19 protein-coding genes are annotated in these 23651 nt (G+C 40.9%); 15 read left to right on the top strand and 4 right to left on the bottom strand.

The window, feature by feature from the left end:
- Nucleotides 1-4 precede the first annotated feature (4 nt).
- Together dapE and dapD are read right to left on the bottom strand one after the other, a co-directional pair.
- Nucleotides 5-1162, bottom strand: a complete 1158-nt coding sequence (dapE, locus tag ICV01_RS04460; protein WP_215289014.1) for a succinyl-diaminopimelate desuccinylase — start codon at nucleotides 1160-1162, stop codon at nucleotides 5-7.
- A 24-nt stretch (nucleotides 1163-1186) separates the two neighbouring features.
- A complete protein-coding gene (gene dapD, locus ICV01_RS04465) occupies nucleotides 1187-2020 on the bottom strand; it encodes a 2,3,4,5-tetrahydropyridine-2,6-dicarboxylate N-succinyltransferase (RefSeq protein ID WP_215289016.1) in 834 nt (277 codons plus the stop codon).
- A 122-nt stretch (nucleotides 2021-2142) separates the two neighbouring features.
- Here dapD and smc point away from each other — a divergent pair, with 122 nt between their 5' ends.
- The 3 genes from smc to ligA are packed head-to-tail and all read left to right on the top strand — an operon-like array spanning nucleotide 2143 to nucleotide 8731.
- Nucleotides 2143-5658 (top strand): chromosome segregation protein SMC, encoded by a 3516-nt coding sequence (gene smc, locus ICV01_RS04470; protein WP_215289019.1) that lies wholly within the window; start codon nucleotides 2143-2145, stop codon nucleotides 5656-5658.
- Nucleotides 5658-6719 carry a cell division protein ZipA C-terminal FtsZ-binding domain-containing protein gene (locus ICV01_RS04475; RefSeq protein ID WP_215289020.1) on the top strand — a complete coding sequence of 354 codons (1062 nt, stop codon included), beginning with the start codon at nucleotides 5658-5660 and terminating at the stop codon, nucleotides 6717-6719. The genes smc and ICV01_RS04475 overlap by 1 nt, the downstream gene beginning before the upstream one ends.
- An 11-nt stretch (nucleotides 6720-6730) precedes the next feature.
- Nucleotides 6731-8731 (top strand): NAD-dependent DNA ligase LigA, encoded by a 2001-nt coding sequence (gene ligA / locus ICV01_RS04480; protein ID WP_215289022.1) that lies wholly within the window; start codon nucleotides 6731-6733, stop codon nucleotides 8729-8731.
- Here ligA and ICV01_RS04485 read toward each other — a convergent pair.
- Together ICV01_RS04485 and map are read right to left on the bottom strand one after the other, a co-directional pair.
- Nucleotides 8720-11284 (bottom strand): [protein-PII] uridylyltransferase, encoded by a 2565-nt coding sequence (locus ICV01_RS04485; RefSeq protein ID WP_215289023.1) that lies wholly within the window; start codon nucleotides 11282-11284, stop codon nucleotides 8720-8722. The two genes, ligA and ICV01_RS04485, sit on opposite strands and share 12 nt — an antisense overlap.
- 11 nt (nucleotides 11285-11295) lie before the next feature.
- Nucleotides 11296-12141 carry a type I methionyl aminopeptidase gene (gene map / locus ICV01_RS04490; RefSeq protein ID WP_251369393.1) on the bottom strand — a complete coding sequence of 282 codons (846 nt, stop codon included), beginning with the start codon at nucleotides 12139-12141 and terminating at the stop codon, nucleotides 11296-11298.
- A gap of 154 nt (nucleotides 12142-12295) precedes the next feature.
- On the opposite strand from map, the gene rpsB reads away from it, so the two are divergent.
- From rpsB to fabZ, 12 genes are all read left to right on the top strand, one after another.
- The gene (rpsB, locus tag ICV01_RS04495; RefSeq protein ID WP_215289025.1) at nucleotides 12296-13045 is read left to right on the top strand and encodes a 30S ribosomal protein S2; all 750 of its coding nucleotides are present in this window, start codon (nucleotides 12296-12298) and stop codon (nucleotides 13043-13045) included.
- Entirely contained in the window at nucleotides 13045-13926 is an 882-nt protein-coding gene (tsf, locus tag ICV01_RS04500; RefSeq protein ID WP_215289027.1) for a translation elongation factor Ts, read from the top strand. The genes rpsB and tsf overlap by 1 nt, the downstream gene beginning before the upstream one ends.
- 95 nt (nucleotides 13927-14021) lie before the next feature.
- Nucleotides 14022-14732, top strand: coding sequence for a UMP kinase (gene pyrH, locus ICV01_RS04505; RefSeq protein ID WP_215289029.1), 711 nt, complete (start codon nucleotides 14022-14024; stop codon nucleotides 14730-14732).
- 11 nt (nucleotides 14733-14743) lie between these two features.
- A complete protein-coding gene (gene frr, locus ICV01_RS04510; protein WP_215289030.1) occupies nucleotides 14744-15304 on the top strand; it encodes a ribosome recycling factor in 561 nt (186 codons plus the stop codon).
- A gap of 22 nt (nucleotides 15305-15326) precedes the next feature.
- The gene (locus ICV01_RS04515; protein ID WP_215289032.1) at nucleotides 15327-16109 is read left to right on the top strand and encodes an isoprenyl transferase; all 783 of its coding nucleotides are present in this window, start codon (nucleotides 15327-15329) and stop codon (nucleotides 16107-16109) included.
- A 15-nt stretch (nucleotides 16110-16124) separates the two neighbouring features.
- Nucleotides 16125-16967: a phosphatidate cytidylyltransferase gene (locus ICV01_RS04520; protein ID WP_215289034.1), complete on the top strand. Its 843-nt coding sequence runs from the start codon at nucleotides 16125-16127 to the stop codon at nucleotides 16965-16967.
- Nucleotides 16968-16974: 7 nt separating this feature from the next.
- Nucleotides 16975-18168, top strand: a complete 1194-nt coding sequence (gene ispC / locus ICV01_RS04525; protein ID WP_215289036.1) for a 1-deoxy-D-xylulose-5-phosphate reductoisomerase — start codon at nucleotides 16975-16977, stop codon at nucleotides 18166-18168.
- A 2-nt stretch (nucleotides 18169-18170) separates the two neighbouring features.
- Nucleotides 18171-19241: an RIP metalloprotease gene (locus ICV01_RS04530; protein WP_215289038.1), complete on the top strand. Its 1071-nt coding sequence runs from the start codon at nucleotides 18171-18173 to the stop codon at nucleotides 19239-19241.
- Nucleotides 19238-21544, top strand: a complete 2307-nt coding sequence (gene bamA, locus ICV01_RS04535; protein ID WP_215289039.1) for an outer membrane protein assembly factor BamA — start codon at nucleotides 19238-19240, stop codon at nucleotides 21542-21544. The genes ICV01_RS04530 and bamA overlap by 4 nt, the downstream gene beginning before the upstream one ends.
- Nucleotides 21545-21561: 17 nt before the next feature.
- Nucleotides 21562-22098 carry an OmpH family outer membrane protein gene (locus ICV01_RS04540; protein ID WP_215289040.1) on the top strand — a complete coding sequence of 179 codons (537 nt, stop codon included), beginning with the start codon at nucleotides 21562-21564 and terminating at the stop codon, nucleotides 22096-22098.
- Between the two features lie 21 nt (nucleotides 22099-22119).
- Nucleotides 22120-23190 (top strand): UDP-3-O-(3-hydroxymyristoyl)glucosamine N-acyltransferase, encoded by a 1071-nt coding sequence (gene lpxD / locus ICV01_RS04545; protein WP_215289041.1) that lies wholly within the window; start codon nucleotides 22120-22122, stop codon nucleotides 23188-23190.
- Nucleotides 23191-23200: 10 nt separating this feature from the next.
- On the top strand, nucleotides 23201-23650 hold the full coding sequence (fabZ, locus tag ICV01_RS04550) for a 3-hydroxyacyl-ACP dehydratase FabZ (RefSeq protein WP_215289042.1): 450 nt from the start codon (nucleotides 23201-23203) through the stop codon (nucleotides 23648-23650).
- Nucleotide 23651 lies beyond the last annotated feature (1 nt).

Genomic DNA, 23651 nt, shown 5'->3' on the forward strand with positions numbered 1-23651 from the left:
AGTTTTAAGCAATAAGCTTTTCTAGAACACCTTTATAGACATTCTTTAATGGCTCAATATCAGATAAAGCAATATGTTCATCAATCTTATGGATGCTCTCATTGCGGGGGCCAAACTCAATAACTTGTGGACATATTTTCGCTATAAATCTGCCATCGCTAGTGCCGCCTGTGGTGGATAGTACCGCTTCTATACCTGTTGAATCTTTAATTGACTTTTGCAGGGCTACAGATAAGTCTCCTGGTTCTGTCAAGAATGGCTCACCACCCAAATTCCAGTCGATGGTGTAGTGAAGTTGATGTTTTTTTAGTACATCTTCTAGAATGGTTTTTAGCCCTTCAGCAGTACTAGCTGTAGAAAATCTAAAGTTGAAATCAATAATAATTTCGCCGGGAATAACATTGGTTGCGCCCGTACCAGCATGAATATTTGATACCTGCCATGTTGTGGGTGGGAAATGTTCATTACCTTGATCCCAAGTTATTGAAGCTATTTCCGCTAGAGCGGGAGCCATCAAATGGATGGGATTTTTTGCTAGATGAGGGTAAGCAATATGGCCTTGAACCCCCATAATTTTTAGCTTTCCAGAAAGAGATCCTCGGCGGCCATTTTTAATAGTGTCGCCAAGCTGATCTACCGATGTTGGCTCGCCAACAACACAGTAATCTAATCGTTCACCACGTTTTTTTAGTTCATTGCAAACAATAACGGTCCCGTCATGAGCAGGGCCTTCTTCATCGCTTGTTAAAAGAAATGCGATAGAGCCCTGATGGTTAGGGTTGCTGGCAATAAATTCTTCGCTAGCAACAACAAATGCAGCTAGAGATGTTTTCATGTCTGCAGCACCACGACCATATAACAAGCCATTTTTATGGGTGGGTGTAAAGGGATCTGATGACCATTTATCTAATGGTCCTGTGGGCACAACATCTGTATGGCCTGCAAAACTTAGTAACTTACCATCTTTACCCTTGGTTCCGCGTTTAACCGCCCAAAGATTAGTTACCCGAAAATGATCTGGGCCGCTAATAATAGTTTCACATTCGAACCCGAGAGGCTTTAAGCGGCTGGCTATTAATTCTTGGCAGCCGCCATCAGCAGGGGTAACTGAATGTTGCGCTATTAATGCTTCAGTTAAAGCAAGGGTAGGATGTTTACTCACAGAATGTCTTTATTAAGTAGTTGCTTAGTCGCGTAATAGGTCATTGATAGCTGTTTTAGCACGAGTTTGAGCATCAACTTTCTTAACAATGACAGCTGCATATAGGCTGTATTTTCCACAAGCAGATGGTAGAGAGCCAGGAACGACTACCGAACCAGCTGGTACACGACCATAGTGAACTTCACCAGTTTCACGGTCATAAATCTTGGTGCTTTGACCAATATAAACACCCATTGAAAGAACGGCGTTTTCTTCAATAACCACACCTTCAACAACTTCAGAACGTGCGCCAATAAAGCAGTTGTCTTCAATAATGACTGGGCCTGCTTGAACAGGCTCCAGCACCCCACCAATACCGACGCCACCTGATAGATGAACATTCTTGCCAATTTGTGCGCAAGAACCAACGGTAGCCCATGTATCGACCATTGAGCCTTCATCTACATAAGCGCCAATATTGACGTAAGAGGGCATTAAAACAACATTTTTACCAATGAATGAGCCGCGACGAGCGGTTGCTGGCGGAACCACACGAAAACCGCCTTTAGCAAAGTCTTCAGAAGTGTAATTGGCAAATTTAGTTGGCACTTTGTCATAAAACTGAGGAAAACCACCTTTTCCATCAGCCGACATCACTTGATTGTCTTCTAGTCTGAATGAGATTAATACTGCCTTTTTAACCCATTGGTTGACATGCCATTTACCAACAGATTCACGTTCAGCAACACGAATAGAGCCGTCATTTAAGCCAGCTAATACTTGAGAAACTGCATCGCGGACTGCTGCAGGGGCTGCAGAAGGGGATAAATTAGCGCGATCTTCCCAAGCTTGATCGATAATGTTCTGTAACGTTGTCATAAGTTCTTTTTCCTTTAAAAATACTATCTATTAGTGCATGATTATATCGGTCGGGGTAAGGAAGTGCTCCTAAGTCCTCGCCCCTTGGTATCATCTCAAGATTGACATAAAAGAAGTAAGCCGTGCGACTCAAATCTATCAAACTTTCAGGATTTAAATCCTTCGTAGACCCTACTCATTTCGAGCTTCCAGGCCAATTAATTGGCGTTGTAGGCCCTAATGGATGCGGTAAATCTAATATTATCGATGCTGTACGCTGGGTTTTGGGGGAATCAAGGGCTAGTGAGCTTCGTGGCGAATCCATGCAAGACGTTATTTTTAACGGCTCTGGACAAAGGAAACCAGCAGGTCGCTCAAGTGTTGAGTTGATTTTTGACAACACGGATGGCCGTGCAGCAGGCCAATGGAGTACTTTCGCAGAGTTATCGGTTAAACGTGTTTTAACTAGAGATGGGGCTTCTAGCTATTACATTAATAACCAGTCTGTTCGCCGCAAAGATATTCATGATATGTTTTTAGGGACAGGTTTAGGGCCGAGAGCGTATGCGATTATCGGTCAGGGCATGATTTCTAGAATCATCGAGGCTAAACCAGAAGAGCTACGTATTTTCTTGGAAGAAGCTGCGGGTGTTTCTAAATACAAAGAGCGTCGTAAAGAAACTGAGGCACGACTAGAGGATACAAGAGAGAATTTAACTAGGGTTGAGGATATTTTGCGTGAATTAACGCAAAACTTAACAAAACTAGAGGGGCAAGCAGAGGTTGCTGAGAAATATAAGCAGCTTCATGTCCAAATGACGGAGCAACAACAATTATTGTGGTTGGTTCGCCAAACTGAAGCCGGTAAAGAGCAGGAAAAATTTGCTAACGCTATTCGAGATGCGCAAGTTCAACTCGAGGAGCAAACAGCTAAATTGAGACATGCTGAAGCAGAGCTAGAGGAATTAAGGGCAGCTCACTACGCATCACAAGATACGGTATCTGCTGCGCAAGGTGAGTTGTATGAAGTTAATGCTGAAGTTGGCAAGCTTGAAAATGAGATTAGATATGTTCAAGAGTCTCGCGGGCGATTGCAGCAGCAAATTTCAGATTTACAAGCACAACTATCACGATGGAGCTCTCAAGAACTTGCTGCTGCAGATTCACTTCGTCAAGCAAATATTGATTTGGAAGCGGCTAGAGAAAATGAAGAGAGCTTTTTAGAAGCGCTTCAAGCAATTCAAGAGAGAATGCCTGCTAATGAGGTTGCTTATTTGGAGGCTCAAAAAGCACTTGATGCTGCACGTGAAGCTGTATCGTCAACCGATCAGCGTTTAGCGAGTCTTGCTGAAAGAGTTTTAGCCTCTGGTAAGCAGTTAGACCAAGTGCACCAACGACAAGAGCGTTTGCAATTAGATTTGTCTGGTTTGGTGAAGCCGGATGCAGAAGCTTTAAATCTCGTGACAGACCGTCAAATGATGGCGCAGCGGAAAGCAGATGAAGCTCAGCAAGTTTCTGAAGATGCTCAAGTAAAAGTTCCAGAGTCTGATGCAGCACGAAATACTGCTCAGCAAACACTTCAGGAATCTTCCGCAGCCTTAAGTCAAACACAAGCAAGACTTGGTGCTTTGCAAGCGCTTCAAGAGAAAGTTCAAGCACAAGCTAAGGTTGGCCCTTGGTTGGAGCAAAAAGGGTTAAGTAATAAGCAACGTCTTTGGCAAGACTTACATGTTGAAAAAGGTTGGGAAACTGCCTTTGAAGCAGTTTTGCGGGAACGTGTAACTGCTTTACAGGCAGCTGATCTAAATGAAGCTATTCGTCTGGCCCAAGATGCACCGCCTTCAAGACTGGCATTCTATTCTGCCAACTCTATTGCAACTTCAGATACAACTCCTGCTGGTTTAACTAGCCTAATTAGCCGTGTTCAAATTAAAGATAACGCTATTCGTGCGGTCATGCAGGAATGGTTGGGTAATGTATTTATTGCTGATAGCCTAGAAGACGCCATGCGTCGTAGAGATCAATTACCTCAAGGTGGGGTTTTATTGGTTAAAGAAGGTCATATTGTCAGCCGTGTAGGTTTGCAGTTATATGCGGAAGATTCTGAGCAAGCTGGATTATTAGCTCGTAGCCAAGAAATTGAAAATCTAGATTTACAACTTAAAGCTCAACAATTAATTTTGGATGAGGCTCAAAGCGAAGCATCTAGAACTCAATACGCTTACCAGCAAGCCCAGGAGCAAGCTCAGCAAGCGCGGCAAATTGCAGAGCAAGCTTTACGCGAAGCCCATAATTTGGAAGTAGAACGTTTACAGCTAGCTCAGGCAGATGAAAAATATCGTACACGCGCTGAACAAATTAACAATGAACTACATGAACTTTCTGCTCAAGCTGAAGAATTGAAGGCAGTTAGAGATAGTGGTCAATCTGAGCTTGATCGAGCACAAGAAGAAAAAGGCACTCATGGCGATAGCTTGTCTCATGCACAAGATAACTATCAGGCTGCTAATCATGCATTAGAACAAGCTAGAGATGCTTTACGTTTGGCTGAGCGTGAGGCTGGCGAAGCTTCATTCAATACTCGTACGCTTGTGCAACGCATAGCTGATTTCACTAGAGATCAGCAGTCTGCTCAACAACAAGTTGCGGATATTCAAGTTAGCTTAGGTAGCTCCCAAGAAGAATTACATACCTTGTCAGATGAGGTTGCTCAAAACTCACTACAGTCTTTATTAGTTCAACGAAGTGCAAAAGAAGCTGCTTTAGCTAATGCTAGAACTGAAATGGATGCTATATCTCATCGCTTGCGTGAAGGGGATGAGTCACGCTTGGTCATTGAGCGCAGCTTGCAACCTCTTCGCGATAAAGCCATGGAGTTGCAACTTAAAGAACAAGCTGCTCGTTTAAATGTGGAGCAATTTGCAACCATGTTGCTGGATGCTGAAGCTAATATTGAAGAACTTAAGGCGCGCTTAACTCCAGAAATGAAAGTCAGCAGCTTGCAGTCTGAAGTAAACAAACTTAACCAAGAAATTCAATCTCTAGGCCCAGTGAATATGGCGGCGTTAGAAGAGTTGGCCAGCGCGCAAGAACGTAAAACATTCTTGGATGCTCAGTCTGCTGACTTGAATGAGGCGATTAATACATTGACTGACGCGATTCAGAAGATTGATTCAGAAACTCGTGAGTTGCTCCAAGGTACTTTTGACCAGGTCAATGAACATTTTGCAAAACTATTCCCTGATTTATTCGGTGGTGGTAACGCTAAATTAGTCATGACTGGTGAGGAAATTCTTGATTCTGGCGTTCAAGTAATGGCTCAGCCACCAGGTAAGAAAAACTCATCTATCCATCTCTTATCGGGCGGAGAGAAAGCGCTCACTGCGATTGCCTTGGTGTTCTCATTGTTCCAACTGAACCCTGCGCCATTCTGTTTGTTAGATGAGGTGGATGCGCCGTTGGATGATGCAAATACTGGACGATATGCAGATATGGTCGCTCGCATGTCTGCTAACACTCAATTTGTGTTCATTTCACATAATAAGATCACAATGGAAATTGCTCATCAGCTTATCGGTGTAACTATGCAAGAGCAGGGTGTATCTAGAATTGTTGCTGTTGATTTGGAATCTGCTGCCACGATGGTGGAGGCTGCTTAATGATGGGGTTTTCTGAGTTTGCGGCTTCTATAGGCTTATCAGAACTTCAGTTATCTCTGGGGTTAATTGGCTTTGGCTTATTAGTTGTTGTAATGATTTACAACGCTTTACGTTTGCGCAAAACAGAATTATCTAGCACCGAATCATTGAATGTTAATTATGAAGATGAGTTAGGTTTAATTGAAAAAACGGAACCTGTTTTAGATTTACCTGAAACTAAAACAGAACTTCCTGTTGTTAATAGAATTGACTCTTTAATTGATTGCGTTATTGCCCTAAGATTGCCAGAAGCTATATCAGGTCAAGAAATTATTAGCCATTTAAACCAATGGCCTAAAAGTTCCATGTATCCATGGATGTGTGAGGGTTTGATTTCTCAGCCCTCGGGCACACAAGCCTTATGGGAACCCGTTAAAGTAGATGGTAGTTACCTTGAGTTACAGACAGCCATACAATTAGCTAATAGACAAGGCGCTATTGGCGTGGTTGATTTATCTGACTTTACATCTCGCTCCCAAGCTCTTGCTAATGCTTTGGATGCTGAGATTGATTTGCCACCAGTTAACGATATTCTCAAAGAAGCCCAGCAATTGGATCAATTTGCAGCACAGTGTGATATTCAGTTAGGCGTTACGATTATTCCAAAAAGTAACATGTGGAATTTGGCAGAAATTAAAAATGCAGCAAGTAAAGCTGGATTTCAGTTATCTCGTAATGGCCGTCAGTTTCATCGAGTTATTAATAATTTAGTTATTTATAGCTTAATTGCTGATGAATCTAATTTTTTGCGTGATGATTTAAATAAGGCAAGTATTCAGTCTGTCACTTTGCTTTTAGATTTGCCTAAAGTTCCTCAATTGATAAATCCATTTAGAACGATGTTGAATGATGCCCATTTATTGGCAGATTCAATAAATGGCAGTTTGGTAGATGATTCGGGTAGACCATTAATCGTTGAAGCAGTTAATGCCATTGAGGCTCAGGTTAATGCTATTTATCAGTCGATGATCCAGCACGGTGTTTCTGCTGGCTCCTCTGCAGCCCATCGACTTTTTTCTTAAAGGTAAATAGGATGGTAAATTCGGCCCGTTATGCTTGGCTGAAGGAGGAGTTAGCTAGCCTAGATCATGCTTATTATGTTCTAGATAACCCTAGATTGCCTGATGTTGAATATGACAAACTATATAGAGAATTGTTATCTATAGAGTCATCTCATCCTGAGTGGGTAACATCAGACTCACCATCGCAGAGGGTCAGTGGTCAAGCTAGTAATTTATTTCAAGAAGTTAAGCATGTCGTTCCAATGCTATCTTTAAATAACGCATTAGAAGATTCAGAAGCGGAGGCTTTTGATAGACGATGTAGAGATGGGTTAGAAGTCAATGATGTTGAATATTCAGTTGAGCTCAAATTTGATGGCTTGGCTATTTCTTTGCGATATGAAAGAGGGCTTTTAGTTCAAGCCGCTACTAGAGGTGATGGATATAGTGGAGAGGATGTTACAGCTAATATTAGAACTATTCGCGCTATTCCTTTAAGGTTGAAAGGTAGTAATCACCCAGATGTCATTGAAGTGAGAGGTGAGGTTTTTATGTCTCATAAAGATTTTGAGATATTGAACCAAAGAGCTATTAAAGATAATGAAAAAACTTTCGCGAATCCTCGTAATGCAGCAGCAGGAAGTTTGCGTCAGCTTGATCCGAAAATAACCGCTAAAAGAACTTTATCGTTTTATTCATATGGAGTAGGCCAATGCGAGCCTCAATCAATAATTCCTAATACCCATGCTAGCTTATTGGACTTATATGAGTCATGGGGTTTACCTGTTTGCACGCATCGTGCTGTAGTTAAATCAATTGAAGGTCTTATGGGGTTTTATGCTGAAATTGGTCAATTGCGTGACCAGTTACCATACGACATCGATGGCGTTGTTTATAAAATAAATTCTAGGGCCCAACAAGAAGAGTTAGGGTTTGTATCGCGCGCGCCAAGATTTGCAATTGCTCATAAATTCCCTGCGCAAGAAGCCTTAACAACGGTTCTTGGTATTGATGTTCAAGTTGGTCGAACGGGTGCTATTACGCCTGTAGCTAGGTTGACCCCTGTCACAGTGGGAGGAGTGACTGTTACCAATGCAACTTTGCACAATGAGGATGAAGTTCGCCGTAAAGATGTACATATTGGAGATACAGTTGTAGTTAGGCGTGCTGGTGATGTTATTCCAGAGATTGTTTCTGCTTTAAGAGAAAAAAGGCCTGAGAATGCTGTTGCTTTTGTAATGCCCACTCAATGCCCTGTTTGTGGTTCGCATATTGAAAAACCGATAGATGAGGCAGTGGCGAGATGTAGTGGAGGGCTATTCTGTGCAGCACAGCGCAAACAGGCTTTATTACATTTCGCTCAAAGACGTGCCATGGATATCGAAGGTTTGGGTGATAAGTTAGTTGATCAATTGGTGGATTTAAATATTGTGAGAACTCCAGCTGATTTATATAAGTTGGGTTTGATGGCGCTAGCTAATTTAGATCGCATGGGTGATAAATCTGCTGATAATTTAATCGCAGCAATTGAAAAATCTAAATCCAATACCTTAGCTAGGTTTATTTTCGCATTAGGTATTCGCCATGTGGGAGAGAGCACAGCAAAAGATTTGGCTAAATATTTCGGCGATATCCATAAGCTAATGGATGCTTCTGAAGAAGCGCTTTTAAAAGTTAATGATGTAGGCCCCGTAGTAGCTCAATCCATTATTCATTTTTTAAATGAAGCCCATAACAGAGAGGTTATTGAGCAACTTCTAGCCGTTGGATTTACTTTGGAGGTTGAGGTTTCAGAAATAAATCCTGCTATACAAGGTAAAACATTTGTATTAACCGGCACCTTACCAACTTTATCAAGAGATCAAGCAAAAGCAATGATAGAGAAATCCGGTGGCAAAGTTGCGGGCTCTGTTTCAGCAAAGACTTCCTATGTTGTTGCCGGAGAAGACGCGGGTAGCAAACTTGAAAAAGCGAATGAGCTTGGTGTTGCTGTTATTGATGAGGGACAAATGTTGGCTTTATTAAACAGCTAAAGCTTCTAGAATTTCTGTTTCTAATTCAACCTGAATTTTTGTATCTTTAGATAAGTTTTTGCCATCAAGCAGGAATACGTCCTCAACACGTTCACCTAATGTATTAATGCGCGCCGTATGTAGTGAGATACTATGTTCAGCCAAAATTTTTGCTATGGCATATAACAAGCCAGTTCTATCGTTGGCCGAAATAGATAAAACAAAATATTGTCCACGTTCATCGGCGCGTAAACTAACTCTAGGTTGAATTGGAAAGCTTCTGGATTGACGTGACAATCGACCCTTGCTAGCGGTAATAAGTGGGGCTGCAATTTTCAGAGTTTCCGATAAGCCATGTTCGACTAATTGAATGATATCTCTGTAATGCCCGCCTTCTCTTAACAAATTGGTGCCAGAAATTTGGAAAGTATCTAATGCATATCCATGTTGCGTTGTATGGATTCTGGCATCTAGAATTGAGAAACCTTGTTGGTCAAAGTAGGAGCAAATCCTGGCAAACAAATCTGGTTGATCTTTAACGTATACGGCAACCTGTAAACCTTCGCCAACAGGAGATAGCCTGGCTCTTACAATAGGCTCATCATGATTTACTCTTCCATATAAGTGCCTTGTTAACCATGCAATATCACTTGGTTCATGGCGCAAGAAAAATGGGATGTCTAGTTGTTTCCATAAGTTTTCATGAGCATCACTTTGTAGGCCGTATAGACGTAATATTTTCTTGGCTTCCGATTGATTTAGTTCTAATTCGGAATTAAGGTCATGTTTACCACCACCTAAAACTCGCAAAGTAAGTCTATATAAATCTTCGAGGAGTTTGCCTTTCCAAGCATTCCAGACTTTGGGACTAGTACCTCTTACATCCGCAACAGTTAAGAGATACAGCCCCGTTAAGTAGCGTTCATTTTTGATACGCTTAGCAAATGCTTGAATAACATCAGGATCGCTGATATCCTGCTTTTGAGCAATTTGGCTCATCGTCAGATGCTCAGCAACCAGCCATACCAATAAGTCAGTATCTTCTTTGTTTAAGCCATGATCTTTGGCAAATGATTTTGCATCTGTTTTTCCAAGAATCGAATGGTCACCACCACGGCCTTTTGCGATGTCATGAAATAGAGCGGCAAGTACTAATATCCAAGGCTTGTCATAGTTAGCTGCTAATTGACTGCAAAAAGGAAATTCATGTGTGTGTTCAACAACGGAAAATCTTCTAACATTTCTTAGAACCATCAATATATGCTGGTCAACTGTATAAACATGAAATAAATCATGCTGCATTTGGCCAACAATTTTCCTGAAGGCGGGTAAATAACGCCCTAGAACACTTGTTTGATTCATTAACCTAAATGCCTGAGTAACACCATCTGGCTGTTTGATAATCTCAAGAAAGCATTGGCGATTTTCCGGATTCTTTCTCCAACTTGCATTCATCAAACTACGAGCGTTATATAACCCTCTCAAAATTTGAGTTGAAAAACCTTTAACGCCACTAGTCTTTGTTAAAAGTAAGAAGGCTCGTAAAATTTGTTCGGGTTGTTTTTCAAAGAGAAGCGGGTCAATGATGTCCAACAGCCCTTGTTTTTCAACAAAATACTCAGATACTGGGCGAGTTCTTCTAGACTCTTTAGGGAACAGAATGGCTTCAATATTTTGTAACAAGATCTCATTGAGCTGAGTTACTGCTTTGGCCGCCCAATAGTAGCGCTTCATAATTTTTTCACTAGCACGTGTGCCTGGCTCAGATTCAAGTCCAAATGCTTCAGCTAGCTGTGTTTGCAAATCGAAGACCAAAACATCTTGCCGTCTTTTTGCAACAAGATGCAATTGCGTCCTTAGGGTTTTAAGAAAAGTTAAGTTTCGATTAATCGTGAGGGCTTCGTGTTTTGTCAGTAAGCCTTTTTTATGTAAGTCAGCAAAACTGTTCCCTAGCTTTGCAGCTTTCGTCATCCATAAAATAACCTGTAAATCTCTTAAGCCACCTGGACTCTCTTTGCAGTTAGGTTCTAAGGAGTAGGGAGTGTCGTTGTACCTATGATGCCGCTGCCGAAGTTCTAATAATTTAGCCTGATAAAAAGCTTTGGCATCCATAGCTAAGTCATATTCAGACAGAAATTTTTTGTAATTTTTTTTATTGCCGCCAATCCAGCGAGATTCTAGTAAAGAAGTTCTAACCGTAATATCTGCAGCAGCTTCTTGTAAACACTCTTGAGTAGTCCTAACAGAAGAACCAATTTCTAAACCTAAATCCCAACAGCGGGTAATAAATGACTCAATTTGAGGGTTAATTTCTGATAACTGTGTATCCGTTAAGTTATCAGATATTAAAACAAGAATATCTACATCGGAATAAGGGAATAATTCGGCACGCCCAAAGCCTCCAACAGCAATCAGGGAAGCATATTGATTGAGATTATTCTCATTCCATGCAATCAATAATTGCTGATCGGTTAGCTTGCAAATATCTTTTGTTAGTTTTTTAACATTTAAATCCAACTTAAATTGGTCGAATTTCTCTTGTCGAAGATTTTTTAAGCTAGCAAAAGAATCCATCTTATTGGTCTTTAAGGTCTAAATTTAAGGCCTTCAACACATGCAGGCGGTGGAGGGTTGCCAGCTGAATAAGTTAAAACTTCTACACCTGTAGCCGTTACTAAACAGGTATGCTCCCATTGGGCTGACAAGCTGCGATCTTTCGTTTTAACCGTCCATTGATCAGGCATCGTACGAATATCTCTTTTACCAGCGTTAATCATGGGCTCAATAGTAAAAGTCATGCCTTCGTGAAGCTTCTCACCCATACCAGGTTTGCCGTAATGAACAATTTGTGGATCATCATGAAATACCTGACCAATACCATGGCCGCAGTACTCTCTAACTACTGAATAACCTGCACCTTCGGCATGAGTTTGGATTGCATGACCTATATCTCCCAAAGTGCAGCCAGGTTTTACTTGGGCAATGCCTAGCCACATGCATTCGTAGGTGATTTGGGATAACCGTTTTGCCATAATTGATGGTTCACCAATCATAAACATCCTGCTTGTATCCCCGTAATAGCCAGATTGCGTAATCACCGTAATATCCAGGTTAACAACATCACCATCTTTTAGAATGCGATCCCCTGGAATTCCGTGGCAAATGACATCATTCACTGAGGTGCAAATAGACTTTGGAAATGGTGGGTATCCTGGTGGCTGATAATTCAGTGGGGCGGGTACTGTTTTTTGCTCATTGACCATATATTCATAGCAAATTCGGTCCAATTCCCCCGTGGTTACACCAGACTTGATGTAAGGGGTTACGTGATCTAAAACTTCGCTAGCAAGCTTTCCAGCTTCGCGCATACCAGCGATAAACTCTTCTTTTGTAGGGGGTATTTTTGTAGACATACCGTGATTATCCAGCATAAATCTATATTTTTCATGGCGTTATAACTAAATTTAGGTTAGAATAACCGCACTGTTCAGATGGTCTGGGCAGAATAACGAACCAAGCCGTCCAGGGTGGCACTTTTTAGTGCAGTCAGGACTTGGTTCTAGACATAACCCTTAGGAGAAATACATGTCAGTGACTATGCGTCAAATGCTAGAAGCCGGTTGCCATTTTGGGCACCAAACTCGCTTCTGGTCACCAAAGATGGCCCCATACATTTTCGGTCATCGCAACAAAATTCATATTATCAACTTAGAAAAAACTCTTCCAATGTTCTTGGAAGCGCAAAAAGTTGTGCGTCAAATCGCAGCTAACCGTGGAACAATCTTGTTCGTAGGTACAAAACGTCAATCAAAAGAGATTATTGCTGAGGAGGCAACTCGTGCTGGTATGCCTTATGTGGATGCTCGTTGGTTGGGCGGTACATTAACAAATTTCAAGACTGTTAAAGGCTCTATCAAACGTCTTAAAGATATGACTGCAGCTCGCGAAAATGGCGACTGGGAGCGTTTATCTAAGAAAGAGGCTCTAACAACTAGCCGTGATATCGAAAAATTAGAGAAATCTTTGGGTGGTATCCAAGATATGGCTGGCACACCAGATGCAATTTTTGTTGTGGACGTTGGCTACCATAAGATTGCTATTACAGAAGCTAAGAAATTAGGTATTCCTGTGATTGCTGTTGTTGATACAAACCATTCACCTGAAGGTGTTGATTACATCATTCCGGGTAACGATGACTCAAGCAAAGCAGTTGCTTTATACGTTCGCGCAATGGCTGATGCCATTTTGGAAGGTAAGGCTAATGCTGTTCAGCAAGTTTTAGAAGCTGTTAAAGGCGATGCTGATGAGTTCGTTGAAGAAGGAAAGGGTGAGTAATGGCTGCAATTACTGCTGCAATGGTTGGCGAACTACGCGCCAAAACAGATGCTCCGATGATGGAGTGCAAAAAAGCCTTGACTGAAGCTGATGGTGATATGGCAAAAGCAGAAGAAATTCTGCGTGTAAAGCTTGGTAGCAAGGCTGGTAAAGCCGCTTCTCGAGTTACTGCAGAAGGTGTGATTACTGCATTTATCAATGGTACAACTGGCGCTTTAGTTGAAGTTAACTGTGAAACAGACTTCGTTTCCAAAAATGATGATTTCTTAGCTTTAAGCAATGCTTGCGCTCAATTAGTTGCTGATAAAAATCCAGCAGACGTAGCTGCTTTATCTGCTTTGCCATATGCTGGCAAAACAGTTGAAGAAGTGCGTGCTGAGTTAATTGGCCGTATCGGTGAAAATATGTCTTTGCGTCGCTTTACACGTTTTGCTGGCGACAATAAATTAGTGTCATATTTGCACGGTACTCGGATTGGTGTAATGGTTGAATATACCGGTGATGACACAGCTGCTAAGGATGTAGCTATGCATATTGCCGCTATGAAACCAATTGCTTTGTCTGCTGCTGATGTTCCTGCTGACAAAATTGCTACAGAGAAAAGTGTTGCTGAATTAAAAGCTGCTGAATCAGGTAAACCTGCTGACATCGTTGCTAAGATGGTTGAAGGTTCTGTTCAAAAGTATTTAAAAGAAGTTTCTTTGTTAAATCAAACTTTTGTTAAGAACGACAAGCAAACAGTAGAGCAAATGTTGAAAGCTGCAAATACAACAATTAAGAGCTTTACGATGTATGTTGTTGGTGAAGGTATTGAAAAGCGTCAAGACGACTTCGCTGCTGAAGTTGCTGCGCAAGTAGCTGCTGCAAAAGCCACGGCCTAAGTAGTACATGTAGTTCCACAAGGGCACGGGGTGAATACCTTCGTGCCTTTTATACTTTTTGAACTTGATAATTGCCCACTATAGAGAGACTAACCATGCCAGCGTATAAAAGAGTTCTATTAAAACTATCAGGTGAAGCCTTAATGGGGGATGATTCTTATGGAATTAATCCAACAACCATTGATGCTATGGTGACAGATATTGCTGAAGTTGTTCAAAGTGGTGTGCAGTTAGCTATTGTGATTGGCGGCGGTAATATTTTCAGGGGTGTAGCTGGCGGCGCTGCTGGTATGGATCGTGCTACAGCAGATTACATGGGTATGTTGGCAACGATGATGAATTCTTTAGCACTACAGGACGCATTAAGACAAAAAGGTGTTGAAGCTCGAGTTCAGTCTGCTTTGCGTATGGATCAAGTTGTTGAGCCATATATTCGCCCTAGAGCGATTCGTCATATGGAAGAAGGTAAGGTTGTTGTATTTGCTGCTGGCACAGGTAACCCATTCTTTACGACGGATACTGCTGCCGCATTGCGCGGCGCAGAAATGGGGGTTGAGGTTGTTTTAAAAGCAACTAAAGTGGATGGCATTTATACAAGCGACCCGAAGAAAGACCCAACTGCCACTAGATATGACACGATTAGTTTTGATGAGGCAATCATCAAAAATTTGCAAGTGATGGATGCGACAGCTTTTGCTTTATGTCGCGATAGAAAGTTGCCTATTAAAGTTTTTTCAATCTTAAAACCAGGTGCATTAAAGCGAGTGGTGATGGGTGAAAACGAAGGCACATTGGTACACGTATAAGAGGAAATATTATGTCTGCTTCGGATATTAAAAAAACTACAGAACAAAAAATGACTAAATCAATTGAGTCATTAAAATCTAATTTGCAAAAAATTAGAACGGGTCGCGCCCACCCAGGTATTCTTGAACAAATTAACGTTGATTATTACGGTAATCCAACGCCATTAGCCCAAGTTGCTAATTTAGGTCTTGCTGATGCTCGCACTCTAACAGTTCAACCTTGGGAAAAAAATATGATGGCCGCCGTTGAAAAGGCTATTCGTGAATCCGATCTTGGATTAAACCCTGCAACACAGGGAAATATCATTCGCGTACCTATGCCAGCTTTAACAGAGGAGCGCCGCAAAGAACTTACAAAAGTTGTTAAGGGTGAGGGTGAAGACTCAAAGATTGCGGTGCGTAATTTACGTCGTGATGCCAATGAAAGTCTTAAAAAATTAGCAAAAGACAAGGAAATTTCTGAAGATGATGAACGTCGCTCACAAGATGAAATTCAGAAAATGACTGACCGCTTTGTAGCTGAGATCGATAAAATCATCTCAGAAAAAGAAAAAGAAATTATGACTGTTTAAGCAATTGCTTAAACGCTGACCTATGGTCAAACATCCTAAAAATACCCATGCCAGCTCCACTCAGGAAGTTCCTGCAGTAGCTGGCATACCCAAGCATGTTGCCATTATTATGGATGGCAATGGCCGTTGGGCTACCAAGCGCTTATTACCTCGAGTAGCAGGACATTCTCAAGGGTTAAGTACCGTTAGGGAAATTGTTAAAGAGTGTGGTGACACTGGGGTCGAATACTTAACTTTATTTGCCTTCAGCTCCGAAAATTGGCGGAGACCAGCTGAAGAAGTTGGTTTCTTAATGAAATTATTTCTAACTGCCTTAGAAAAAGAAATTAATAGACTTCACCGAAATAATGTGAGGTTGCGCTTAATTGGTGATTTAAGTAGATTTGATCCTCTTATTCAAGAGCGTGTAGCTATTGCAGAAAAGAAAACAGAGAACAATACTGGATTAAATCTAACGATTGCAGCTAACTATGGTGGGCGTTGGGATGTCTTGCAGGCGGTTAAAGAGTGCATGAGCCATTACCCTAACTTGACACCTGAGTTGATGACAGAAGAATTGCTGCAACCATTTTTCTCAATGTCTTATGCCCCTGAGCCTGATTTATTTATTAGAACGGGCGGTGAGCAACGTATCAGCAACTTTTTGCTTTGGCAACTTGCTTATACAGAGTTGTATTTTACAAATGTACTATGGCCTGACTTCAACAAAAAAGAATTACAAGCTTCTTTTTCTTGGTATCGCGACCGTGAGAGGCGCTTTGGAAGAACAAGTGCTCAATTAGTTAACCAAGATGCTAAGTCATAAAAACCAAAGGTTCACATGCTAAAAACTCGAGTTATCACAGCGCTTGCATTACTTGCGGTTTTGCTCCCTGCCTTATGGTTTGCGCCATTGATCTGGCTAGGGATATTAATTGCAGTTGTTGTAACACTTGCAGCATGGGAGTGGTGGCGAATGCTTTTTCCAGCCAATCATAAAAGGGCGTTTTCATATGCTGGTTTATGTTTATTAAGCTTATCTATTTGGTTTATGTATGCGAGTATCGATTTAATTAGACTGTTGCTATTGCTAACAGCGATTTTCTGGATTTTTTTGGTGCCTTATCTAATGAGGCAATCTTTAAATTTAGATATGACTCAATGGCGTTGGCCATTGGCTATTTCAGGCCTGTTTATTTTCCCAGCCTGCTGGTTTGCTTTGATGCATCTAAGAGGTGGGGGATTAAGTTTGCTCCTATCTGTATTGGTGTTAGTATGGGCGGCAGATATTGGGGCTTATTTCGCAGGCAAAGCATTCGGCAAACATAAGCTAGCTATTCAATTAAGCCCAGGAAAATCTATTGAAGGGGCTGTAGGTGGTTGGGTATTAGTCATGAGCATTGCTTTTGTCTCAGTGACAGTTTTAGATGAGATGTCTCTAACAAGCTCTAATTTCTTTTCTTTATTACTAACCAACTATGGTTGGTTAGGATTGTTTGGGATTACTAGTTTGTGCGTCGTAATGAGTATTGAAGGTGACTTATTTGAATCACAAATGAAACGAATCGCTGGGGTAAAAGATAGTAGTGCGCTATTACCAGGCCACGGCGGTATCTTAGATCGAATTGATGCTTTATTACCAGTTCTCCCAGTTACAGCTTTAATTGCTACCCTGTTTGCTTAAATCTTCTATGAGAAATATTTGCGTTTTAGGCTCCACGGGTTCAATAGGTGTCAATACCTTAGATGTTGTTCGTAGGCATCCAAACCTTTTCTCTATCAAAGCATTAACTGCTAATTCAAATGTTCAGTTATTAGCAAAACAATGCGCTGAATTTAAGCCTAAATTGGCGGTAGTTGGTTCTGAACTAGCTGCAAGGCAGCTAGAAGAAGAGTTGGCTTTAGCTAACTTAAAAGTGGCAGTATTGTTCGGGCCTCAGGCACTTATAGCGGCATCAACCTCAGAAGATGTTGATACCGTTATGGCTGCGATTGTAGGAGCCGCAGGATTAATGCCCACCATTGAAGCCGCTAGAGCTGGGAAAAGAATTTTATTAGCAAACAAAGAAGCTTTAGTGATGTCTGGCGACTTGTTTATGCAAGCCATTAAACAAGGGCAAGCAGAATTATTACCTATTGATAGCGAACACAATGCTATTTACCAATCATTGCCTGATGCAAATATTTCAAATGGTGGCGCAAGGGGTATTTATGAGCAACATGGCGTCAAGGAAATTCTGTTGACGGCTTCAGGCGGCCCATTTAGAAATAAATCACTTGCAGAGCTAGCCATGGTGACCCCTGATCAAGCATGTGCTCATCCTAATTGGGTCATGGGTAGAAAAATTTCTGTGGATTCAGCGACTATGATGAATAAGGGGTTGGAAGTTATTGAAGCTCACTATTTGTTCGGTGTTAGCCCTGCAAACATCAAAGTCGTAATTCATCCTCAAAGCGTCATTCATTCCATGGTGCGTTACATTGATGGTTCTGTTATTGCCCAACTAGGGCAGCCTGATATGAGAACACCTATTGCTTATGGCTTGGCTTGGCCTAATAGAATTGAAGCAGGTGTTCAAGAGTTAGATTTCTTAGCCATGAAGGATTTAAGTTTTGAGGCAGCGAGTTTCGAACAGTTCCCTTGCGTAAAGTTAGCTTACCAAGCTCTAGATGCTGGGGGTATTATGCCTTGCACATTAAATGCAGCTAATGAGGTGGCTGTTCAAGGATTTTTAAACGGAACCCATCAATTTACAAAAATTTCTGAAATTGTAGAGCGCGTATTAAATCAAGTTGAGGTGATAAAAGCTGATAGCCTTGAAACTGTTCTATTCGCAGATACCCAGGCAAGAAATTTGGCTCAACAGGTCATTGAAGGGTTTTAGGCATGAATGCATTATGGAGTTTATTGGGGTTTTTCTTTGCCATTGCTTCATTGGTAAGTTTCCATGAGTTTGGTCACTATTTAGCCGCCAAAATTTGTGGAGTAAGAGTCCTAAAATTCTCTGTCGGATTTGGTAAACCATTGTGGTCATATCAATCATCGCCTGACTCTACTGAATGGACTATCTCTAGAATTCCTCTTGGTGGTTACGTCAAAATGGATGAGACCACATTCAAGTCTAAAAAATTATGGCAACGATCTTTCATTGTGGCAGCTGGCCCTTTAGCTAATTTCTTATTGGCCATTATTCTCTTGGCGATATTGTTTCTTTCCGGTGTAAAACAGTTGCCATCTAAATTATCGGAACCACCAGTAGATTCTGTGGCGTTTGCAGCAGGTATTTATGCTGGTGATACCGTAACTGGCTGGAAAAGTGATTCGGCAGATCTATTTAGGCCCATTGTGAGCTGGAATCAGTTGAGATGGAAACTTATGGACTCTCTGACGGCTAAAAAAGGCTTTAGCTTGGAAGTTAGAACTGCCAATGGTGACACTCAAGTTATTGTATTTAAAGAAAAAAATATACCTAATCCAGTTCCAAATCAAGATCCGATTAGCCATTTAGGCATCAAACCTGATATCAATGAGCCCATTGCTTGGTTTAACCTCGAAATTAACCCCTTAGAGGCTATTCCCCTAGCTATTGAAAGGGTTTGGGATATTAGTAAAGTATCCGTTAGGATGCTGTTGGGTATGTTTACTGGGGAGTCTTCTATTAAGCAGATTGGGGGGCCTTTAAGCATTGCTGATATGGCTGGAAAGACTGCCCAAGTCGGCTGGCAGTCTTATTTAGGGTTTTTAGCCCTCATTAGCATCAGTTTAGGGATCTTAAATCTAGTACCTTTGCCTATGTTAGATGGCGGTCAGCTACTGTATGATGCATGGGAGTTAATAACTGGTAAAAAAATATCCCCCAGTTGGCAGGAGTTGTTTCAAAAAGTAGGTGTTGCTGGTTTGATGTTATTGACCATGCTAGCGTTGTTTAATGATATTTCGAGATTGTTTTTACGTTGAAATCAAGTAAAAAATTTATACGTACGCCATTAGCTGCTATTGCTATTAGTTTGTTATCAGCTCCAATTTGTGCAGCTGAACCATTTGTAGTGAAAGATATTCGCGTCGAAGGTCTTCAAAGAGTGGAGCCAGGTACTGTATTTACTTACTTACCAGTTCGTGTTGGCGAAACTTTTACAGACGACAAGGGCTCTGATGCCATTCGAGCGCTATATAACACTGGCTTTTTTAAGCATGTGAAAGTTGAGTCAGAAAATAATGTTCTGATTATTAACGTTGAAGAGCGCCCAGCTATTTCTCAAATTGAATTTACTGGACTTAAAGAGTTCGATAAAGACGGTCTTAAGAAATCACTCAAAGCAGCGGGCGTTGCTGATGGTCGTTATTACGATAAATCCATCATTGATAAAGCTGAGCAAGAGCTAAAACGCCAGTATGTTTCTCGTGGTTTTTATGGGGCAGAAATTAAGACTACCATTACCCCAGTTGATAGAAATAGAGTGGCTATTCTTTTCAATGTGGAAGAGGGCGATGTTTCAAAAATTAAATTAATTAATATCAATGGCGCTGAAACATTCAAAGAATCAACGCTGCTTGATGAGATGCAATTATCACAAGGTAATTGGTTATCTTGGTACACAAAAAACAACCTTTACTCTAAACAAAAACTGGTTGCTGACTTAGAGTCAATTAGATCCTTTTACCTCAGTCAAGGTTATCTAGAGTTCACCATTGAATCAACGCAAGTATCAATATCTCCAGATAAGACCGGCATGTACCTCAATATCAATATTAAAGAAGGTAAGCAATATAAGGTTTCTAGCGTCAAACTGGCTGGTGAGTTATTGGGTAAAGAAGAAGAGCTAAACAAACTTATTCAAGTAAAACCTGGAGAGATTTATTCTTCAACCAAGTTAGCCGCATCAACAGCTGCGATAGCTGACAAGTTGGGCGCTTATGGTTACGCATTTGCGTCAACGACACCTAGCACTGATTTGAAAAAAGATACTCAATTGGTTGACCTTACTTTAACTATTGAGCCAGGTAAACGTACATATGTTCGTAAGATTAACGTTTTAGGCAATACAAAAACTCGCGATGATGTAATTAGACGCGAAATTCGCCAATTGGAAAGTTCCTGGTATGACAGTGAAAAATTAAAGCTTTCTAAAGATAGAGTCAATAGAACTGGGTACTTCACTGATGTTGATATCGGTAATGAAGATGTTCCCAATACAACGGATCAAGTTGATGTTAATTTAAAGGTGACTGAAAAGCCTACAGGCTCATTAAGTTTAGGCGCAGGATTCTCTTCTACAGATAAGTTGATTCTATCTGCGGGTATTACGCAAGATAATATTTTTGGCTCAGGTACTAGTCTTGGTTTAAACGTTAATACAGGTAAAACTAATCGTACATTAGCTTTATCTAATTACGATCCATACTTTACCGAGGATGGAATTAGTCGCTTTACGGAGGTTTATACAAGATCTAGCAAACCCTTGTATTACGCTGGCGATACTGAATATCAAATTAAATCAACAGGTGGTAGCTTTAAGTTAGGTGTTCCATATTCAGAAGTTGATCGAGTATTTTTTGGTATTGGCATCGAAACATTAAGTATGACGACAAGCATTAATACCCCTATTGCTTATCAAAGTTATATTGGACAATACGGCACAAGCACATTAAATATTCCGTTAACAGTTGGTTGGGCTAGAGATGCTCGCGACAGTGCTTTAGTACCATCACGCGGTACTTACCAGCAAGCAAATCTAGAAGTTGGTACCGCTATTGGTGATCTAGAGTACTACCGCGCCTATTATCAACATCAATACTTTTTACCCTTATTTAAAGGTAATGTTTTGTCATTTAATGGTGAAATTGGCTATGGGGCAACCTATAACGGCAAAGAGTTCCCTGTTACTAAAAACTACTATGTAGGTGGTATTGGCTCTGTTCGTGGTTATGAGCCAGGCACGCTAGGGCCAAGATCTGTACCTAATTATTACGGTGTAACAACGCCATTAGGTGGCGCCTCAAAATTGATTGGTAACGTGGAATACACTTTCCCCATTCCAGGCTCAGGTGTAGATAAAACATTGAGATTATTTGGATTCTTTGATGCTGGTAATGTGTATGAAAAAACACCAACATTCTCAGATTTAAGAACTTCTTATGGTTTTGGTCTTTCTTGGATATCTCCATTGGGTCCGTTAAAATTTAGTTACGGTATCCCTTTAAGTAAAAAGCCTGAAGATCGTTTGCAAAGATTCCAGTTCCAAATTGGTACCGCGTTTTAATTATTTAAGGAAATAACATGATTCGTTTGAATACAACTATCCGATTACTAGCTGTTAGTGCAATGGCTACATCTTTAATTTCAGTAGCAGTTGCTGCAGATGATGCACCAAAAGACTCAGGTAGTCGTATTGGCGTTGTTAGCACTGAGCGTATTTTCAAAGAGTCTGCTTTAGCTAAAGCTAGTCAAGCAAAATTACAAAGTGAATTTGCTAAGCGTGAAAAAGAATTACGTGATGAGGCTCAAAAAATTAAAACAGCAGCGGAAAAGCTAGATAAAGATGCTGCTGTTATGTCAGATACTGACCGCGTTCGTAAGCAACGTGATTTAGCTGATTCTGATCGTGAGTTGCAACGTAAACAACGAGAGTTTACAGATGATGTTAATCAACGTAGTTTCGAAGAGCGTTCAAAAATTGCTCAAAAAGCTAATCAAGCTCTAAAACTTGTGGCGGAACAACGTAAATTGGATTTGATTGTTCAAGAGGCGGCTTATGTTAATCCTAAGATTGATGTAACTGACGATGTCATCAAAGCTTTAAATAACTTACGTTAATCGTCAGTATTAGAGATTCCTATGCCAACTATTGCTGAGTTAGCCGAACGTTATTCGGCTCGCTTGGCTGGTGACGGTCAGCTACATATTTCTGGCCTGGCCACATTAGCCGAAGCCAATCAAAGTCAATTGGCTTTTTTGGCCAATCCCCTTTATAGAGTTGATGCTATATCTAGCTCAGCAGCAGGCATCATTGTTTCAGAAGCTGATTATGAGTATCTTGTAACTCATTCAGACTCTAAAGTCAGCCGATCTTACTTAATCCACAAAAACCCATACGCTGTTTTTGCACGGATTGCTCAAGAGTTTGCTAGGCAATCAAAGCCAGCACTTCAACCTGGCATACATCCTTTGGCAGTTATTGAGGAGGGTGTAAGAATTTCTTCTTCTGCCCATATTGGTCCTTTTTGTCACATTGCAACCGGATCAACAGTAGGAGATAGAGCGATATTAGATGCGAATATTTCCATAGGCAATAACGTATCAATTGGTGATGATGTTCATCTTTATCCCAATGTGAGCATTTATAACGATTGCAGTATTGGTCATCGCTCCATTATTCATAGCGGTGCAGTTATTGGATCTGATGGGTTTGGTTTTGCGCCTGACTTAGCCGTCGGGGAGTGGGTAAAAGTGCCCCAGGTAGGCTCTGTTGAAATTGGGTGTGATGTAGAAATTGGCTCAAATACTTCTATTGATAGGGGAGCAATGGCTAATACGATCATAGAAAATGGCTGCAAAATCGATAATTTGGTGCAGATTGCTCATAATGTCCATGTTGGAGCGCTTACTGTCATTGCAGGTTGTGCAGCTATTGCTGGAAGCACTACTATTGGAAAAATGTGCATTATCGGCGGATCGGCTAATTTTGCAGGGCATCTAACGATTGCAGACAGAACAACTATTTCGGGTGGCACTAATGTTATCAAGTCAATTGACAAGCCAGGTCAGCAATTTACAAGCGTCTATCCTATGCTACCTCATGCTGATTGGGAAAAGAATGCTGCTATTTTGCGTGGTCTAGATAAAATGAGACATCGAATTAGAGATTTAGAAAACCAAATAAAAGCATTAATAGAACAAAAAAAATAAGGATCAAAAAATGAGTGAATTAGTCAACTTTGATATCAACCAAATCTTAAAGATGCTACCGCATCGTTATCCATTTCTTTTAGTTGACCGTGTTCTTGAGTTAGAGGCAGGGCAAAGGGTTAAGGCTTTAAAAAATATCACCATGAATGAACCTCAATTTATGGGGCATTTTCCGGAATTCCCAGTGATGCCTGGAGTTTTAATTCTTGAAGCATTAGCTCAAACAGCTGCTTTATTAACCTTTGGTAAAGATGCAGTAGACGATTCTGTTTATTTCTTTGTGGGCATTGATAATGCCAGATTTAAAAAGCCAGTTACCCCAGGCGATCAATTAATTTTGAATGCTTCAGTTGAGAGGTTCAAAGGTGGTATTTGGAAATTTAAAACATTTGCAACCGTTAATGATGCAGTAGTAACAGAAGCAGATTTAATGTGCACGATTCGTAAAAAGGAAGCCTAAG

The organism is Polynucleobacter sp. MWH-Spelu-300-X4 (assembly GCF_018687515.1).
Classification (GTDB): domain Bacteria; phylum Pseudomonadota; class Gammaproteobacteria; order Burkholderiales; family Burkholderiaceae; genus Polynucleobacter.

Bases quoted from the DNA above. Each gene is read 5' to 3' on its own strand.
- dapD (WP_215289016.1), bottom strand. From the start codon at position 2,020: ATGACAACGTTACAGAACATTATCGATCAAGCTTGGGAAGATCGCGCT.
- ICV01_RS04475 (WP_215289020.1), top strand. From the start codon at position 5,658: ATGATGGGGTTTTCTGAGTTTGCGGCTTCTATAGGCTTATCAGAACTT.
- ligA (WP_215289022.1), top strand. From the start codon at position 6,731: ATGGTAAATTCGGCCCGTTATGCTTGGCTGAAGGAGGAGTTAGCTAGC.
- ICV01_RS04485 (WP_215289023.1), bottom strand. From the start codon at position 11,284: ATGGATTCTTTTGCTAGCTTAAAAAATCTTCGACAAGAGAAATTCGAC.
- map (WP_251369393.1), bottom strand. From the start codon at position 12,141: ATGCTGGATAATCACGGTATGTCTACAAAAATACCCCCTACAAAAGAA.
- rpsB (WP_215289025.1), top strand. From the start codon at position 12,296: ATGTCAGTGACTATGCGTCAAATGCTAGAAGCCGGTTGCCATTTTGGG.
- tsf (WP_215289027.1), top strand. From the start codon at position 13,045: ATGGCTGCAATTACTGCTGCAATGGTTGGCGAACTACGCGCCAAAACA.
- pyrH (WP_215289029.1), top strand. From the start codon at position 14,022: ATGCCAGCGTATAAAAGAGTTCTATTAAAACTATCAGGTGAAGCCTTA.
- frr (WP_215289030.1), top strand. From the start codon at position 14,744: ATGTCTGCTTCGGATATTAAAAAAACTACAGAACAAAAAATGACTAAA.
- ICV01_RS04515 (WP_215289032.1), top strand. From the start codon at position 15,327: ATGGTCAAACATCCTAAAAATACCCATGCCAGCTCCACTCAGGAAGTT.
- ICV01_RS04520 (WP_215289034.1), top strand. From the start codon at position 16,125: ATGCTAAAAACTCGAGTTATCACAGCGCTTGCATTACTTGCGGTTTTG.
- ispC (WP_215289036.1), top strand. From the start codon at position 16,975: ATGAGAAATATTTGCGTTTTAGGCTCCACGGGTTCAATAGGTGTCAAT.
- ICV01_RS04530 (WP_215289038.1), top strand. From the start codon at position 18,171: ATGAATGCATTATGGAGTTTATTGGGGTTTTTCTTTGCCATTGCTTCA.
- ICV01_RS04540 (WP_215289040.1), top strand. From the start codon at position 21,562: ATGATTCGTTTGAATACAACTATCCGATTACTAGCTGTTAGTGCAATG.
- lpxD (WP_215289041.1), top strand. From the start codon at position 22,120: ATGCCAACTATTGCTGAGTTAGCCGAACGTTATTCGGCTCGCTTGGCT.
- fabZ (WP_215289042.1), top strand. From the start codon at position 23,201: ATGAGTGAATTAGTCAACTTTGATATCAACCAAATCTTAAAGATGCTA.